This is a genomic window from Halomonas litopenaei (assembly GCF_003045775.1).
Classification (GTDB): Bacteria; Pseudomonadota; Gammaproteobacteria; order Pseudomonadales; family Halomonadaceae; genus Halomonas; species Halomonas litopenaei.
Map to the genome: position 1 here is coordinate 1 of NZ_PXNS01000024.1, position 16,869 is coordinate 16,869.

Genomic DNA, 16,869 nt, shown 5'->3' on the forward strand with positions numbered 1-16,869 from the left:
CTTTTTCTTTCTCCGTCGCGTCTGCAGGGCGGAGGGGGTTGCCAGGCGAGATCCGTTTCGCTATCATGGCGCCCGCTGTTGCAGAGGCTGCCCGCAAAGGGTGGTTTGCATCGAGTACAGGCCAGTAGCTCAATTGGCAGAGCAGCGGTCTCCAAAACCGCAGGTTGGGGGTTCGATTCCCTCCTGGCCTGCCAGTCTTCCCCAGGCTGGCAGTTTTTTATATACTTTCGTGTTTCGATTGCCGCGCCCTGAGGAGTCTCGTTTTCATGAAGCATAACGCCGAGGTGCAGGAGTCGCGCCACGACGGGCTCAAGTGGGCGGTTGTCGTCGTTCTTCTGGTGCTGGCCGTCGTTGGCAACACCTACTTTGCCGACCAGCCGCTTCTGTATCGTGTTCTGGGCGTTGTTGCCCTGTCTGTCGTTGCTGCCCTGGTCGCATTGACCACCACCAAGGGGCGTGAATTGGTGGAGCTGGCGCAGAGCGCCAGGAAGGAAATTCAACGTGTCGTCTGGCCGACGCGCCCCGAAACCATCCAGACCACCGCCATCGTGCTGGTGGCTGTGCTGGTGGTCGGGCTGCTGCTCTGGTTGATCGACACGCTGCTCAGCTGGGCGATGTCCGGCGTCATCGGTTAGGAGTCTTCATGTCCAAGCGTTGGTACGTCGTCCACGCCTACTCCGGCTTCGAGAAGCACGTCATGCGCTCGCTGATCGAGCGCGTGAAGATGCACGGCATGGAAGATCTCTTTGGTGAGATTCTGGTGCCGACCGAAGAAGTCGTCGAGATGCGTGACGGCAAGCGCCGCAAGAGTGAGCGCAAGTTCTATCCCGGCTACGTGCTGGTCGAGATGGAAATGGTCGACGAGACCTGGCACCTGGTCAACGAGACGCCCCGTGTCATGGGCTTTATCGGCGGGACCAAGGAGAAGCCGGCGGCGATCACCCAGCGCGAGGCCGACGCCATTCTCAGTCGCGTCAGGGATGGGGCCGAAAAGCCGCGTCCCAAGACCATGTTCGAGCCCGGTCAGTCGGTGCGCGTCATCGATGGCCCCTTCGCCGATTTCAACGGCGTGGTCGAAGAGGTCAACTACGACAAGAGTCGTCTGCAGGTCAGTGTGCTGATCTTCGGGCGCGCCACTCCCGTCGAGCTGGAGTTTTCCCAGGTCGAGAAGGAGTAGGTCGACAAGTTTTTTACGGTGGGTCTGCTCAGGCAGGCCCGCCGTCATGTGCTGAAAGTTTTCAGTGCGTAGGGGTCGCCTCGAGGGGCGGCCGTTTTGTCCGGGGAGCCGCAAGGCGCTACTACCCAACTGGAGTCCATCATGGCCAAGAAAGTACAGGCTTACATCAAGCTGCAGGTTGCAGCTGGTAAGGCCAACCCGAGTCCCCCCGTGGGTCCCGCGCTGGGTCAGCACGGTGTCAACATCATGGAATTCTGCAAGGCGTTCAACGCCGAGACGCAGAACATCGAGCCGGGTCTCCCGACTCCCGTGGTCATCACCGTCTACTCCGACCGCAGCTTCACCTTCGTCACCAAGACACCGCCCGCCGCGGTGCTGCTGAAGAAGGCCGCTGGCATCAAGTCCGGCTCTGGTGAGCCGAACAAGAAGAAGGTCGGTACCGTGACCCGCGAGCAGCTCGAAGAGATCGCCAAGACCAAGGAGCCGGACATGACGGCTGCCGATCTCGACGCCGCGGTGCGTACCATTGCCGGTAGCGCCCGCAGCATGGGCCTCAACGTGGAGGGTCTCTGATCATGGCAAAGCTTACCAAGCGCGCAAAGCAGATTCGCGACAAGGTTGACGCCACCAAGGTCTACTCCATCGACGAGGCCGTGGCCCTGCTCTCCGAGCTGTCCACCGTCAAGTTCAAGGAGTCGCTGGACGTCGCCATCAATCTGGGCGTCGATCCGCGTAAATCCGACCAGGTGGTGCGCGGTGCGACCGTGATGCCCAACGGTACCGGCAAGGACGTGCGCGTTGCCGTCTTTACCCAGGGTGCCAACGAAGAAGCCGCCAAGGAAGCCGGTGCCGACATCGTCGGTATGGACGACCTGGCCGAGCAGGTCAAGAAAGGCCAGCTCGACTTCGACGTGGTCATCGCTTCGCCGGACGCCATGCGTGTCGTCGGCCAGCTGGGTCAGATCCTGGGTCCGCGTGGCCTGATGCCGAACCCCAAGGTCGGCACCGTGACCCCCGACGTCGCTACCGCCGTCAAGAACGCCAAGGCCGGTCAGGTGCGTTTCCGTACCGACAAGAACGGCATCATCCACACCACCCTGGGCAAGGTCGATTTCGAAGCCGACGCCATCAAGGGCAACCTGGATGCGCTGCTCGCCGACCTGAAGAAGCTCAAGCCGAGCACTTCCAAGGGCGTGTACTTCAAGAAGATGACCCTGTCCACCACCATGGGCCCGGGTCTGACCGTCGATCACTCCGCGCTGGTGTGATGCGACACAACAGGCAAGACACTTTGCGGTCCCCGTGCCGGGTGATTCACCCGGCCGGCGGGGCACCGTCAAAGACCGCAGGCGCCGCCGCCTGACCTTCGGGTCTGCCGGCGGCTTAATCGCCCCCGGGCACCTGCGCAGATGGTGTTGCCGCCAGGCATCTGGTGAGCACCATCATTGAAGCCCCTCTTCTACGGAAGGGGAGATGGTAACCATCGGAGCCCTCGGGTTCCGGCACGAAGGAGTGATCACAGTGGCACTAGCACTCGAAGGCAAGAAGGCAATTGTTGCCGAGGTCAGTGAAGTCGCCAAGGATGCACTCTCCGTCGTAGTTGCCGACTCTCGCGGCGTCGCGGTCCACAAGATGACCGAACTGCGCAAGCAGGCTCGCGAGAATGGCGTCCAGGTGCGTGTTGTGCGCAACACCCTGGCACGCCGCGCCCTGACCGGTACTCCCTGGGAGTGCCTGTCAGAGACCTTCGTTGGTCCGACTCTGCTGGCCTTCTCCAACGAACATCCGGGCGCTGCCGCTCGTCTGTTCAAGGAGTTCGCCAAGGATGAGAAGAACTTCGAAGTCAAGGCGCTGGCCTATGAAGGTGAGCTGATCCCGGCAAGCGATATCGACCGTCTGGCGACCCTGCCGACCTACGATGAGGCGATCGCCAAGCTGATGTCCGTCATGAAGGAAGCTTCTGCCGGCAAGCTGGTTCGTACTCTCGCTGCGCTGCGCGACCAGAAGCAGGAAGAAGCCGCTTAAGGCGTCGTCCTGTCGACCGACCACGATCCATTTCGCGTTCTCGGGTAACCGAGACGCCCGCAAAGTTAGGAATCTAGACAATGGCACTGACCAAAGAAGATATCATCAACGCCGTCTCCGACATGTCCGTCATGGAAGTCGTCGAGCTGATCGAAGCCATGGAAGAGAAGTTCGGCGTTAGCGCCGCTGCTGCTGTCGTGGCTGGCCCGGGCGCTGGTGGCGAAGCTGCCGCTGCCGAAGAGCAGACCGAGTTCGACCTGGTGCTGACCTCCGCTGGCGACAAGAAGGTCAACGTCATCAAGGCCGTCCGCGAGATCACTGGTCTCGGCCTGAAGGAAGCCAAGGGTGCCGTCGACGGCGCGCCGGCGACCATCAAGGAAGCGATGAGCAAGGACGACGCGGAAGAAGCCAAGAAGAAGCTGGAAGAAGCCGGCGCGTCCGTGGAGCTCAAGTAATCCTTGTGCCCATGGCTTTACGCGCTGCGTAAGCTTCCACGGCTGGTGGCGGGACGCCCGCTACCGGCCTTTTTCTGTTGTCACTAGCTGCCTGCCCCCAAGGGCCTGTAGCTTGCAGAATTCCGACGGCGAGTCACTCATCCGAGGACTTGCCGTCAGCGCCTGACGGAGACCGTCCGTCGGGTGGCGCCGACACGCATCGGTCACCCATGGTGAACAAGCTGGGGAATACAGATGGCTTACTCATACACTGAGAAAAAACGCATCCGCAAGGATTTCGGCAAACTGCCCCAAGTGATGGATGTGCCTTACCTGCTGGCCATCCAGCTTGATTCCTACTACGACTTTCTCCAGCAGGACCGCTCTCCCGAAGAGCGCATGGAAGTCGGCCTGCACGCCGCCTTCAGGTCCGTGTTCCCGATCGAGAGCTTCTCCGGCAACGCTGCGCTCGAGTACGTCAGCTATCGTTTCGGCACTCCGGCCTTCGACGTCAAGGAATGCCAGCTGCGCGGCGTCACCTACTCCGCTCCTCTGCGTGTCAAGGTTCGCCTGATCATCTACGACAAGGAGTCGTCGAACAAGGCCATCAAGGACATCAAGGAGCAGGAAGTCTACATGGGGGAAATCCCCCTGATGACCGAGAACGGTACCTTCGTGGTGAACGGTACCGAGCGCGTCATCGTGTCTCAGCTTCACCGTAGTCCCGGCGTGTTCTTCGATCACGACAAGGGCAAGAGCCACAGCTCCGGTAAGCTTCTGTACTCCGCTCGCGTGATTCCTTACCGCGGCTCCTGGCTGGACTTCGAGTTCGACCCGAAGGACAACGTCTTCGTGCGGATCGACCGTCGTCGCAAACTGCCGGCGTCCGTGCTGCTGCGCGCGCTGGGCATGAGCGCCGAGGAGATCCTCGACGAGTTCTTCGACACCAGCACCTTCCACATCGAGAAGTCCGGCTTCTCGGTGGAGCTGGTGCCGTCTCGCCTGCGTGGCGAGACCGCGACCTTTGACATCAAGGGCGCCGACGGTGAGGTCATCGTCGAAGAGGGGCGTCGTGTCACCCAGAAGCATATCCGCCAGCTGGAGAAGGCGGGTCTCGAGCGTCTGGAAGTGCCGATGGACTACCTGTTCGGCAAGACCCTGGCCAAGGACCAGATCAACCCTGCCACCGGCGAGCTGATCTGCCCCTGCAACTCCGAGATCACCCCGGAGCTGCTCGAGGCCCTCGGTCAGGCCGGCATCACCACCATCGAGACGCTCTACACCAACGATCTGGACTGCGGTCCCTTCGTCTCCGACACCCTCAAGCTTGACACCACCGGTTCCCAGCTCGAGGCGCTGGTCGAGATCTACCGCATGATGCGCCCCGGCGAGCCGCCCACCAAGGAAGCCGCCGAGACGCTGTTCAACAACCTGTTCTTCAGCGAAGACCGCTATGACCTGTCCGGCGTCGGCCGGATGAAGTTCAACCGTCGTCTGCGTCGTGATTCCGACACCGGTTCCGGTGTGCTGGATCGTACCGACATCCTCGACGTGCTGCGCGAGCTGATCAACATCCGTAACGGCTTTGGCGATGTCGACGACATCGACCACCTGGGCAACCGCCGCATCCGCTGCGTCGGCGAAATGGCAGAAAACCAGTTCCGTGTCGGCCTGGTGCGTGTCGAGCGCGCGGTCAAGGAGCGTCTGTCCATGGCCGAGAGCGAAGGCCTGATGCCTCAGGACCTGATCAATGCCAAGCCGGTGGCCGCTGCGGTGAAGGAGTTCTTCGGCTCCTCTCAGCTGTCCCAGTTCATGGACCAGAACAACCCGCTGTCCGAGGTGACCCACAAGCGTCGTGTGTCTGCTCTCGGCCCGGGTGGTCTGACCCGTGAGCGCGCCGGTTTCGAGGTGCGTGACGTTCACGCTACCCACTACGGCCGTCTGTGCCCGATCGAGACGCCGGAAGGTCCGAACATCGGCCTGATCAACTCGCTGGCGACCTACAGCCACACCAACAGCTACGGCTTCCTCGAGACGCCGTACCGTAAGGTCGTGGATGGCGTGGTCACCGACGAGGTGGTGCACCTGTCGGCCATCGAGGAAGGTGACTTCGTCATCGCCCAGGCCTCGGCCACCGTCAACGCCGACAAGAAGCTGGTCGACGACCTGGTTCAGGTGCGTCATCGCGGCGAGACCACCTTCATGCGTCCCGAACAGGTGACGCTGATGGACGTGTCTCCGCGCCAGGTGGTGTCCGTCGCCGCCGCACTGATTCCGTTCCTCGAGCACGATGACGCCAACCGCGCCCTGATGGGTGCCAACATGCAGCGTCAGGCGGTGCCGACCCTGCGTGCCGACAAGCCGCTGGTCGGTACCGGCATGGAGCGCTTCGTCGCCCGTGACTCCGGTGTCTGTGCCGTGGCCCGTCGTGGCGGCGTGATCGACTCGGTCGACGCCAAGCGCATCGTGGTGCGGGTCAACGAAGACGAGATCATCGGTGGTGAGGCCGGTGTCGACATCTACAACCTGACCAAGTACCTGCGTTCGAACCAGAACACCTGCCAGAACCAGCGTCCGATCGTTCGCCCCGGCGACAACGTCGCGCGTGGTGACATCCTGGCCGACGGTCCGTCCGTCGACATGGGTGACCTGGCGCTTGGCCAGAACATGCGCATCGCCTTCATGCCGTGGAACGGCTACAACTTCGAGGACTCCATCCTGCTGTCCGAGCGGGTGGTCCAGGAAGACCGTTTCACTACCATCCACATCCAGGAACTGACCTGTGTGTCCCGTGACACCAAGCTGGGGCCGGAGGAGATCACCTCCGATATTCCCAACGTCGGTGAATCGGCACTGGGCAAGCTGGATGAGGCCGGTGTGGTGTACATCGGTGCCGAGGTCGGTGCCGGCGACATCCTGGTCGGCAAGGTCACGCCCAAGGGCGAGACCCAGCTGACCCCGGAAGAGAAGCTGCTGCGTGCGATCTTCGGTGAGAAGGCGTCCGACGTGAAGGACACCTCCCTGCGTGCCCCCACCGGCATGAAGGGCACCGTCATCGACGTTCAGGTGTTCACCCGCGACGGCGTCGAGAAGGACTCGCGCGCTCTGTCCATCGAGCAGATGCAGCTCGACGAGGTGCGCAAGGACCTGCAAGAGACCTACCGCATCGCCGAGGACGCCACCTTCGAGCGTCTCAAGCGCACCCTGTCCGGTCAGCCGGTCAATGGTGGTCCGCGCCTGTCCAAGGATGACGTGCTGTCCGAGGACTATCTCGAGGAGCTGCCGCGTCAGCAGTGGTTCAAGCTGCGCATGCAGGACGAGAAGCTCAATGAACTGCTGGCTCAGGCCGACGAGCAGCTCGAGAACCGCCGCAAGGAAATGGACGAGCGTTTCGAAGACAAGAAGCGCAAGCTCACCCAGGGCGACGACCTGGCGCCGGGCGTGCTCAAGATCGTCAAGGTCTACCTGGCGATCAAGCGTCGCCTGCAGCCGGGTGACAAGATGGCCGGCCGTCACGGTAACAAGGGTGTCATCTCGGCCATCATGCCGATCGAGGACATGCCGTTCGATGACAACGGTGAGCCCATCGACGTGGTGCTGAACCCGCTGGGTGTACCGTCGCGGATGAACGTCGGTCAGATCCTCGAGACCCACCTGGGCATGGCGGCCCGCGGTCTCGGCGTGAAGATCGAACACATGCTGCGTGACGCCCGCGAGCAGCAGCTCACTCAGCTGCGCGAGTTCCTCGGTGAGGTCTACAACTCCACCCAGGGTACCCGCGTCGAGGAGATCGAGTCGCTGTCCGATGACGAGATCATCGCGCTGGCCAAGAACCTGAAGAAGGGCGTGCCGATGGCGACGCCGGTGTTCGACGGTGCCAAGGAGCACGAGATCAAGCACCTGCTGAAGCTGGCCGATCTGCCGGATTCCGGCCAGATGACCCTGTATGACGGGCGTACCGGCGAGTCGTTCGATCGTCCGGTGACGGTGGGCTACATGTACATGCTGAAGCTCAACCACCTGGTCGACGACAAGATGCACGCGCGTTCCACCGGCTCCTACTCGCTGGTCACCCAGCAGCCGCTGGGCGGCAAGGCGCAGTTCGGTGGTCAGCGCTTTGGTGAGATGGAGGTCTGGGCCCTGGAGGCCTACGGCGCCGCTTACACTCTGCAGGAAATGCTCACGGTCAAGTCCGATGACGTGGAAGGTCGTACCAAGATGTACAAGAGCATCGTGGATGGCGATCACACCATGCAGGCGGGCATGCCGGAATCCTTCAACGTATTGGTGAAGGAAATCCGCTCGCTGGGCATCGATATCGAACTGGAGAGCTGAGGCGGCCCGAAAGGCGCTTCAATGAATGACGGTCCGCGGGGAGCAATAGCTCCCCGCCCATGACAACTCCGCAACGGAGCCGACCTAATGAAAGATTTGGTGAAAGTCCTCAAATCGCAGTCACAGTCCGACGAGTTCGACGCGATCAAGATCACGCTCGCGTCGCCGGACATGATCCGCTCCTGGTCCTTTGGCGAGGTCAAGAAGCCGGAGACCATCAACTACCGGACTTTCAAGCCCGAGCGTGATGGCCTGTTCTGCGCCAAGATCTTCGGTCCGGTGAAGGACTACGAGTGCCTGTGCGGCAAGTACAAGCGCATGAAGCACCGCGGCATCATCTGCGAAAAGTGCGGCGTCGAAGTCACCAAGGCCGCCGTGCGCCGCGAGCGCATGGGGCACATCGAGCTGGCTAGCCCGGTCGCCCACATCTGGTTTCTGAAGTCGCTGCCGTCTCGCATCGGCATGCTGATGGACATGACCCTGCGCGACATCGAGCGCGTGCTCTATTTCGAGAGCTTCATGGTCGTCGATCCCGGCATGACCACCCTCGAGCGTGGCCAGCTGCTCAACGACGAGCAGTACTTTGAGGCCCTCGAGGAGTTCGGCGATGACTTCGACGCCCGTATGGGTGCCGAGGCCGTCCAGGCGATGCTCAAGGATATCGATCTCGAGGAAGAGATCGAGCGTCTGCGTGAAGAGATCCCGCAGACCAACTCCGAGACCAAGATCAAGAAGCTGTCCAAGCGTCTGAAGCTGCTCGAAGCCTTCCAGGGCTCCGGCAACGATCCGGCGTGGATGGTGATGGAAGTGCTGCCCGTGCTGCCGCCGGACCTGCGTCCGCTGGTACCGCTGGATGGCGGCCGCTTCGCGACCTCGGATCTCAACGATCTGTACCGTCGCGTGATCAACCGCAACAACCGCTTGAAGCGTCTGCTCGACCTCAATGCGCCGGACATCATCGTGCGCAACGAGAAGCGCATGCTGCAGGAGTCCGTCGATGCGCTGCTCGACAACGGTCGTCGCGGTCGCGCCATCACCGGCTCCAACAAGCGTCCGTTGAAGTCGCTGGCCGACATGATCAAGGGCAAGCAGGGGCGTTTCCGTCAGAACCTGCTGGGTAAGCGCGTCGACTACTCCGGCCGCTCGGTCATCACCGTGGGCCCGACCCTGCGTCTGCACCAGTGCGGTCTGCCCAAGAAGATGGCGCTTGAGCTGTTCAAGCCGTTCATCTACTCCAAGCTGCAGGCCAGCGGCCAGGCGTCCACCATCAAGGCCGCCAAGAAGATGGTCGAGCGCGAGCTGCCGGAGGTGTGGGACATCCTCGCCGACGTCATCCGCGAGCACCCGGTGCTTTTGAACCGCGCCCCGACCCTGCACCGTCTCGGTATCCAGGCGTTCGAGCCGCTGTTGATCGAAGGCAAGGCGATCCAGCTGCACCCGCTGGTGTGTGCCGCCTACAACGCCGACTTCGACGGTGACCAGATGGCCGTGCACGTGCCGCTGACGCTGGAAGCCCAGCTCGAAGCGCGCGCGCTGATGATGGCCACCAACAACGTGCTGTCACCGGCCAACGGCGAGCCGATCATCGTGCCGTCCCAGGACGTGGTGCTGGGTCTGTACTACATGACCCGCGAGCGCATCAACGCCAAGGGCGAGGGCATGGTGTTCTCCGACCTCAACGAGGTCGAGCGCGCCTTCGGCACCCAGAACGTGTCGCTGCACGCCCGCGTCAAGGTGCGCCTGGACGAGGTCGACATCGACGAAGAGACCGGCGAGCGCTCCGAGCACCGCCGTCTGCGTGACACCACCGTCGGCCGTGCGCTGCTGTTCCGCATCCTGCCGCAAGGGGTGCCCTTCGATCTGGTCGACCAGGCCATGAAGAAGAAGGCCATCTCCAAGCTGATCAACGAAGTGTATCGTCGCGCCGGTCTCAAGGCCGCGGTCATCTTCGCCGACCAGCTGATGTACACCGGCTTCCGTCTGGCCACCTGGTCCGGCGCCTCCATCGGCGTCAACGACTTCGTCATCCCGGACGCCAAGGCCGAGATCGTCGAGGCGGCCGAGGAAGAGGTCAAGGAAATCGAGGACCAGTTCTCCTCCGGTCTGGTGACCGCGGGCGAGAAGTACAACAAGGTCATCGATATCTGGGCGCGTGCCAACGACCAGGTCGCCAAGGCGATGATGGCGGGCATCTCCAAGGAGACCGTGATCGACCGCGAAGGCAAGGAAGTCGAACAGGACTCCTTCAACAGCGTGTTCATCATGGCCGACTCCGGTGCCCGTGGTAGCGCCGCCCAGATCCGCCAGCTGGCGGGTATGCGTGGTCTGATGGCCAAGCCGGATGGCTCGATCATCGAGACCCCGATCGTCGCCAACTTCCGTGAAGGTCTGAACGTACTCCAGTACTTCATCTCGACCCACGGTGCGCGTAAGGGTCTGGCGGATACCGCCCTGAAGACCGCCAACTCCGGTTACCTGACCCGTCGTCTGGTCGACGTCGCCCAGGACGTGGTCATCACCGAGGTCGACTGTGGCACCGAGCGTGGCCTGACCCTGCACCCGGTCATCGAAGGCGGCGACATCATCGTCTCGCTGGCCCAGCGTGTACTCGGCCGTGTGGTCGCTCAGGACGTCATCGACCCGAGCACCGACGAAGTGCTGATTCCGCGTGGCACCCTGCTGGACGAGGCCTGGTGCGAGCAACTCGACACCATGGGCGTCGACGAGATCATCGTGCGCAGCACCATCACCTGTGAAACCAGTCACGGTGTGTGTTCGTCCTGTTACGGGCGCGATCTGGCCCGCGGCCACCAGGTCAACATCGGTGAGTCGGCCGGCGTCATCGCCGCCCAGTCCATCGGTGAGCCGGGTACCCAGCTGACCATGCGTACCTTCCACATCGGTGGTGCCGCCTCGCGGGCCTCTGCGGTGGACAGCGTCCAGGTCAAGCATGGCGGCAAGGTGCGCCTGCACAACATCAAGTACGTGGAACGCGCCGACGGCAAGCTGGTCGTGGTGTCGCGCTCCAGCGCCCTGGCGGTGGCCGACGAGCATGGCCGCGAGCGTGAGTACTACAAGCTGCCTTACGGTGCCGAGCTTTCGGTGCGTGACGGTGATGCGGTCGATCCCGGCCAGGCCGTGGCCAAGTGGGATCCGCACACCCACCCGATCGTCGCCGAAGCGGAAGGCCAGGTGCACTACGTCGACATGGACGAAGGCCTGACCATGCACCGCAGCGTCGACGAGATGACCGGTCTGTCCTCGATCGAGATCATCGAGTCCGCGGCGCGGCCGATGGCCGGTCGCGACAAGCGCCCGATGATCATGCTCAACGACGCCGCCGGCAAGCCGGTGACCGTCTCCGGCAGCGACACTCCGGTGCAGTACCCGCTGCCCGGCAAGGCGATCGTCACCGTCGACAATGGCTCGTCCATCGGCATCGGTGAGATCGTCGCGCGTATCCCGGTGGAGGCGTCCGGCAACAAGGACATCACCGGTGGTCTGCCGCGCGTCGCCGACCTGTTCGAGGCGCGCAAGCCGAAGGAGCCGTCCATCCTGGCCGAGATCAGCGGTGTGATCAGCTTCGGCAAGGAAACCAAGGGCAAGCGTCGTCTGACCATCACCCCGTCCGAAGGCGACCCCTTCGAGATGCTGATTCCCAAGTGGCGTCAGATCGCGGTGTTCGAGGGCGAGACGGTCGAGAAGGGCGAGGTGATCTCGGACGGTCCGAGCAACCCGCACGACATCCTGCGACTGCTCGGCATCGCCGAGCTGGCCAAGTACATCGTGGCCGAGGTGCAGGACGTCTATCGTCTGCAGGGCGTTGGCATCAACGACAAGCACATCGAAGTGATCGTGCGTCAGATGCTGCGCAAGGTCGAGATCACCGACGCCGGTGACTCCGACTTCATTCCGGGTGATCAGGTCGAGCTGGTCCGTGTGCTGGAGCAGAATGCCGTGCTCCAGGCCAATGACAAGTTCCCGGCCAAGTACCAGCGCCTGCTGCTGGGTATCACCAAGGCCAGCCTGGCCACCGAGTCGTTCATCTCTGCGGCCTCCTTCCAGGAGACGACCCGCGTGCTGACCGAAGCGGCGGTCACCGGCAAGCGCGACTACCTGCGCGGCCTGAAGGAAAACGTGGTGGTGGGACGTCTGATCCCGGCCGGCACCGGTCTGACCCACCACGAGGAGCGTCGTCGCAAGCGTGAAGACACCGAGCGACTGCTCCAGCCGTCGGCCTACGACGTCGAGCAGGAGCTGGGCGCCCAGCTCACCGCGCTGGACTCGGACGACGACGAGATCTGATGTCGGCAAAAAGCCTGGAGCCTTTGCGGCTCCGGGCTTGACGCGCCTTGGCATCAGCCAGTAGAATGCGCAGCCTTTAACAGTGGGGTGGGTGTATCCGCGCCACTGTGAAAAGGCTTAGGCAACCCATTGGAGTCAGCTAACAGCTATGGCAACGATTAATCAGCTCGTGCGCAAGCCGCGCAAGCGTCAGGCCGCGAAGACCGACGTGCCTGCGCTTCAGGCCTGCCCGCAGAAGCGCGGCGTCTGCACCCGCGTCTACACCACCACCCCGAAGAAGCCGAACTCCGCACTGCGGAAGGTCTGCCGTGTGCGCCTGACCAACGGCTACGAGGTGTCCTCTTACATCGGCGGTGAAGGCCACAACCTCCAGGAGCACTCTGTGGTCCTGATTCGTGGCGGTCGAGTAAAGGACCTTCCGGGTGTGCGTTATCACACCGTTCGCGGCGCTCTCGACACCTCTGGTGTCCAGAACCGTCGTCAGGGCCGTTCCAAGTACGGCACCAAGCGTCCGAAGTCCTAAGGGCTGCGTCGCTTTCCATTACCAAGTTTGACCCGGTCTGATAAGAGTAAGGTCGAGCCGCCAAGCGCGAGTCTCGGGTTTACCTGAAGGACCCTTCAACCGAGGGCTTATCATGCCTAGAAGAAGAGTTGCGGCCAAGCGCGAGATTCTGCCGGATCCCAAGTTCGGATCCGAGCGTCTGGCCAAGTTCATGAACCACCTGATGATCAGCGGCAAGAAGTCCGTAGCTGAGCGTATCGTCTATGGTGCGCTGGACAGGGTTGCCGAGCGTTCCAATGAAGAGCCGCTGGAAATCTTCGACAAGGCGCTGGAAACCATCCAGCCCATGGTCGAGGTGAAGTCTCGCCGCGTAGGCGGTGCGACCTATCAGGTGCCGGTCGAAGTCCGTCCGTCCCGCCGCCAGGCGCTTGCCATGCGCTGGCTGGTGGACGCCGCTCGCCGTCGTGGCGAGAAGACCATGGTGCAGCGTCTGGCTGGCGAAATGCTGGATGCAGCCGAAGGCAAGGGTTCGGCAGTCAAGAAGCGTGAAGACGTGCATCGCATGGCAGAAGCCAACAAGGCCTTCTCTCACTACCGCTTCTAAAGCGCATCGCCAACCAACGGGAGTTACATCGTGGCTCGCAAGACTCCGCTTAAGCGTTACCGCAATATCGGTATCGTGGCCCACGTCGACGCCGGTAAGACGACTACTACCGAGCGTGTCCTGTTCTATACCGGTCTGTCCCACAAGGTCGGTGAGGTCCATGAGGGCGCCGCCACCATGGACTGGATGGAGCAGGAGCAGGAGCGTGGTATCACCATCACCTCCGCGGCGACCACCTGCTTCTGGCAGGGCATGAACAAGCAGTTCGATGAGCACCGCATCAACATCATCGACACCCCTGGACACGTTGACTTCACCATCGAAGTCGAACGTTCCCTGCGTGTGCTTGACGGTGCCGTCGTCGTGCTGTGTGGCTCCTCCGGTGTGCAGCCGCAGACCGAGACCGTCTGGCGCCAGGCCAACAAGTACGAAGTTCCGCGCATGGTGTTCGTCAACAAGATGGACCGCAGCGGCGCTGACTTCTTCATGGTCGTCAACCAGCTGAAGGATCGTCTCGGCGCCAACGTCGTGCCGATCCAGATCAACTGGGGCTCCGAGGACGAGTTCAAGGGCGTCATCGACCTCATCCAGATGAAGGCCATCCTGTGGGATGAAGACAACTTCGGGATGAACTACGACCTCGTCGATATCCCGGCGGAGCTCCAGGAGACCGCCGAAGAGTATCGCGAGCAGATGGTCGAGGCCGCCGCCGAGGCGTCCGAAGAGCTGATGGACAAGTACCTCGAAGAGGGCGAGCTGACCAACGACGAGATCAAGGCTGGTCTGCGTCGTCGTACCCTCGACAACGAGATCGTGCTGGTCACCTGTGGCTCTGCGTTCAAGAACAAGGGCGTTCAGGCCGTTCTCGATGGCGTCATCGAGTACATGCCGTCACCCACCGAGGTCAAGGCGATCGAAGGTGAGCTCGACGACAAGGACGGCACCATCGCGACCCGTGAGGCCGATGACAGTGCGCCTTTCGCCGCGCTGGCGTTCAAGATCGCGACCGACCCCTTCGTTGGCACCCTGACCTTCATCCGCGTCTACTCCGGCGTGCTGAAGTCAGGCGACAGCGTCTACAACTCCGTCAAGCAGAAGAAGGAGCGCGTCGGTCGTATCGTCCAGATGCACTCCAACTCGCGCGAGGAGATCAAGGAAGTTCTGGCCGGCGACATCGCCGCCTGTATCGGCCTGAAGGACGTGACCACCGGTGATACCCTGTGCGACCTGAACGACAAGATCGTTCTCGAGCGCATGGAGTTCCCGGATCCGGTTATCTCCGTGGCCGTGGAGCCGAAGTCCAAGGCTGACCAGGAAAAGATGGGTATTGCACTGGGCAAGCTGGCCCAGGAAGATCCGTCCTTCCAGGTCAAGACCGACGAAGAGACTGGCCAGACCATCATCTCCGGCATGGGCGAGCTTCACCTCGACATCATCGTTGACCGCATGCGTCGCGAGTTCAAGGTCGAGGCGAACATCGGCAAGCCGCAGGTGGCCTACCGTGAGACGATTCGTCAGAGCGTCGAGCAGGAAGGCAAGTTCGTTCGTCAGTCCGGTGGTCGCGGTCAGTACGGTCACGTACACCTGCGCATCGAGCCGTTGACGGCCGAAGACAAGGGCGACGACGAAGAGATGCACTTCAAGTTCGCTTCCGAGATCGTCGGCGGCGTGGTTCCGAAGGAATACGTGCCGGCCGTCGAGAAAGGGGCCTATGAGCAGCTCCAGAACGGTGTCATCGCGGGCTACCCGATGATCGACGTCAAGGTAACGCTGTTCGACGGTTCCTACCACGACGTGGACTCCAACGAGACCGCGTTCAAGGTCGCCTCTTCCATGGCGATCAAGCAAGGCGCTCCCAAGGCCAAGGCAGTTCTGCTCGAGCCGGTGATGAAGGTCGAGGTCGTGACCCCTGAAGAATTCATGGGTGACGTCATGGGCGACCTAAACCGCCGCCGGGGCCTGGTCCAGGGTATGGATGACTCTTCCTCCGGCAAGGTCATTCGCGCCACCGTGCCGCTGGCTGAGATGTTCGGTTACGCAACCGACCTGCGCTCTCAGACCCAGGGCCGCGCAAGCTACACCATGGAGTTTGCGGACTACGAAGAGGCGCCGTCCAGCGTCGTTGAAGCCGTCATCAACCAGAACGGTTAACCGTTAGCTAACGAAAGAGGTCATAGCAGTGGCTAAGGAAAAATTCGAACGTTCCAAACCGCACGTCAACGTCGGCACCATCGGTCACGTCGACCACGGCAAGACTACCCTGACGGCGGCCCTGACTCGCGTTTCTGCCGAGGTGTTCGGCGGTGACTGGCGTGAGTTCGACACCATCGACAATGCTCCGGAAGAGCGTGAGCGTGGTATCACCATCGCCACCTCTCACGTCGAGTATCAGTCCGAGGAGCGTCACTACGCTCACGTCGACTGCCCGGGACACGCTGACTACGTCAAGAACATGATCACCGGTGCTGCCCAGATGGACGGCGCTATCCTGGTCTGTTCCGCTGCTGACGGCCCCATGCCGCAGACTCGCGAGCACATCCTGCTGTCTCGTCAGGTTGGCGTTCCGTTCATCGTCGTGTTCCTGAACAAGGCCGACATGGTCGACGACGAAGAGCTGCTCGAGCTGGTCGAGATGGAAGTTCGTGAACTTCTGTCCGAGTACGACTTCCCGGGCGACGACACTCCGATCATCACCGGCTCTGCCCTGATGGCTCTGGAAGGCAAGGACGACAACGGCATGGGTACTACCGCCGTTGCCAACCTGATCAAGGCTCTGGATGCTTACATCCCCGAGCCGGAGCGTGCTGTCGACCAGCCGTTCCTGATGCCGATCGAAGACGTGTTCTCCATCTCTGGTCGCGGTACCGTTGTGACCGGTCGTGTCGAGCGCGGCATCGTCAAGCCGGGCGAAGAGATCGAGATCGTTGGTATCAAGGACACCACCAAGACTACCGTTACCGGTGTCGAGATGTTCCGTAAGCTGCTCGACGAAGGTCGTGCTGGCGAGAACGTCGGTGCCCTGCTGCGTGGTACCAAGCGTGACGAAGTCGAGCGTGGTCAGGTTCTGGCCAAGCCGGGCACCATCACTCCGCACACCCAGTTCGAGGCGGAAGTGTACGTGCTGAGCAAGGACGAGGGTGGTCGTCACACTCCGTTCTTCAAGGGCTACCGTCCGCAGTTCTACTTCCGTACCACCGACATCACCGGTACCTGTGAACTGCCGGAAGGCGTCGAGATGGTCATGCCGGGCGACAACGTCCAGATGGTCGTCAACCTGATCGCTCCGATCGCCATGGACGAAGGTCTGCGCTTCGCCATCCGCGAAGGCGGCCGTACCGTCGGCGCTGGCGTCGTGGCCAAGATCCTGGTCTAAATCAGACCGGTGATCACCGAAGGGGGCTCCGCAAGGAGCCCCCTTTTCTGCGCATCGTCATTGAGGGTTTGACTCTCGATGGCGCGGCGCATATAATGCGCATCCTTTGAATGC

The 16,869-nt window shown here is 62.1% G+C and carries 12 protein-coding genes and 1 tRNA gene; all 13 read left to right on the top strand.

Annotation, left to right across the window (positions count from 1 at the left end; translation table 11 throughout):
* Positions 1–118 precede the first annotated feature (118 nt).
* The 13 genes from C6W88_RS20855 to tuf all read left to right on the top strand — a co-directional run bounded on the left by C6W88_RS20855 (position 119) and on the right by tuf (position 16,755).
* Positions 119–194, top strand: a tRNA-Trp gene (locus C6W88_RS20855).
* A 72-nt stretch (positions 195–266) separates the two neighbouring features.
* The gene (gene secE, locus C6W88_RS20860) at positions 267–635 is read left to right on the top strand and encodes a preprotein translocase subunit SecE (RefSeq protein WP_045990873.1); all 369 of its coding nucleotides are present in this window, start codon (positions 267–269) and stop codon (positions 633–635) included.
* 8 nt (positions 636–643) lie between these two features.
* Positions 644–1,177, top strand: coding sequence for a transcription termination/antitermination protein NusG (nusG, locus tag C6W88_RS20865; protein ID WP_045990872.1), 534 nt, complete (start codon positions 644–646; stop codon positions 1,175–1,177).
* Positions 1,178–1,318: 141 nt separating this feature from the next.
* Positions 1,319–1,750: a 50S ribosomal protein L11 gene (gene rplK / locus C6W88_RS20870; RefSeq protein ID WP_045990871.1), complete on the top strand. Its 432-nt coding sequence runs from the start codon at positions 1,319–1,321 to the stop codon at positions 1,748–1,750.
* A gap of 2 nt (positions 1,751–1,752) precedes the next feature.
* Complete coding sequence (rplA, locus tag C6W88_RS20875) at positions 1,753–2,445, top strand: 50S ribosomal protein L1 (RefSeq protein ID WP_045990870.1); 693 nt, start codon at positions 1,753–1,755, stop codon at positions 2,443–2,445.
* 253 nt (positions 2,446–2,698) lie between these two features.
* A complete protein-coding gene (gene rplJ / locus C6W88_RS20880; RefSeq protein WP_045990869.1) occupies positions 2,699–3,202 on the top strand; it encodes a 50S ribosomal protein L10 in 504 nt (167 codons plus the stop codon).
* Between the two features lie 80 nt (positions 3,203–3,282).
* The gene (gene rplL, locus C6W88_RS20885) at positions 3,283–3,657 is read left to right on the top strand and encodes a 50S ribosomal protein L7/L12 (RefSeq protein ID WP_108133877.1); all 375 of its coding nucleotides are present in this window, start codon (positions 3,283–3,285) and stop codon (positions 3,655–3,657) included.
* A gap of 234 nt (positions 3,658–3,891) precedes the next feature.
* Entirely contained in the window at positions 3,892–7,971 is a 4,080-nt protein-coding gene (gene rpoB, locus C6W88_RS20890) for a DNA-directed RNA polymerase subunit beta (protein ID WP_108133878.1), read from the top strand.
* A gap of 87 nt (positions 7,972–8,058) precedes the next feature.
* The gene (rpoC, locus tag C6W88_RS20895; RefSeq protein WP_045990866.1) at positions 8,059–12,276 is read left to right on the top strand and encodes a DNA-directed RNA polymerase subunit beta'; all 4,218 of its coding nucleotides are present in this window, start codon (positions 8,059–8,061) and stop codon (positions 12,274–12,276) included.
* Positions 12,277–12,424: 148 nt separating this feature from the next.
* Complete coding sequence (gene rpsL / locus C6W88_RS20900) at positions 12,425–12,799, top strand: 30S ribosomal protein S12 (RefSeq protein WP_045990865.1); 375 nt, start codon at positions 12,425–12,427, stop codon at positions 12,797–12,799.
* Positions 12,800–12,911: 112 nt separating this feature from the next.
* A complete protein-coding gene (gene rpsG, locus C6W88_RS20905; RefSeq protein WP_023007554.1) occupies positions 12,912–13,382 on the top strand; it encodes a 30S ribosomal protein S7 in 471 nt (156 codons plus the stop codon).
* Positions 13,383–13,412: 30 nt separating this feature from the next.
* Positions 13,413–15,533: an elongation factor G gene (gene fusA, locus C6W88_RS20910; protein ID WP_045990864.1), complete on the top strand. Its 2,121-nt coding sequence runs from the start codon at positions 13,413–13,415 to the stop codon at positions 15,531–15,533.
* Between the two features lie 28 nt (positions 15,534–15,561).
* Entirely contained in the window at positions 15,562–16,755 is a 1,194-nt protein-coding gene (tuf, locus tag C6W88_RS20915; RefSeq protein ID WP_045990863.1) for an elongation factor Tu, read from the top strand.
* The last annotated feature ends 114 nt before the right edge of the window (positions 16,756–16,869 follow it).